Genomic DNA, 632 nt, shown 5'->3' with positions numbered 1-632 from the left:
CTTAATTCCTGGGCAGATTGAGACTTTAACAGAAGTTGCCGGAATCTGATTAAACTTTTTTGTACGCGATCGCGGCTAATTTCTGGTACTCTATACCTGGCATAAGTCCGAACCGCCCTAGGGGTTTGTAAATATTGCAAACTGCGATTAACTGCTGTTAACAGTGCTTTTTTATCCCCTTCTTCTCCGAAAATTTGCTGATCTGTGCAAGAAGTATCTGCTTCACAACAAGTAAATGGATGTTTGGTAATAGGTATTAGGGGTGGAGGAGATGTTTTTGTTTGCGTTGATTTATCTTTGGTTGTTTGAGGAGAACTAGAAGCTGGTAAATACCATTTTTGTACCCTACATTCTGGAGGATTTAGTGCCAAATGTCCCAAAGGCTGTAATGGTATAAAAAAAATTAAAGGCGCTACGGATAGACTAAGGATAACAGGAGTAAATTTGTGTTTCACAACAGCAAGCGAGGGCAGTTAACTATATTTTTCCAAAATTGATGGTGTAGGCGTTGTATATATAATCAGAACACGAATTAACTTATAAATACTTTTATCAATAGCCAGGGGGCATAACCCACTAAACCCAGTCTTAGAGGATGTTTGAAAAGTCTAAAAGCTTACTAAAAACCTCTC

1 pseudogene is annotated in these 632 nt (G+C 38.3%); it reads right to left on the bottom strand.

Features of this window, described 5'->3' with window-relative positions:
* Positions 1-455, bottom strand: a pseudogene (locus CALSC_RS25010) (murein transglycosylase); the annotation flags it as partial.
* Between the last annotated feature and the right edge of the window lie 177 nt (positions 456-632).

It is taken from the genome of Calothrix rhizosoleniae SC01, assembly GCF_900185595.1.
In the GTDB taxonomy this organism is placed as follows: domain Bacteria; phylum Cyanobacteriota; class Cyanobacteriia; order Cyanobacteriales; family Nostocaceae; genus Calothrix_A; species Calothrix_A rhizosoleniae.
This window is presented reverse-complemented; position numbering and strand designations above follow the sequence as displayed.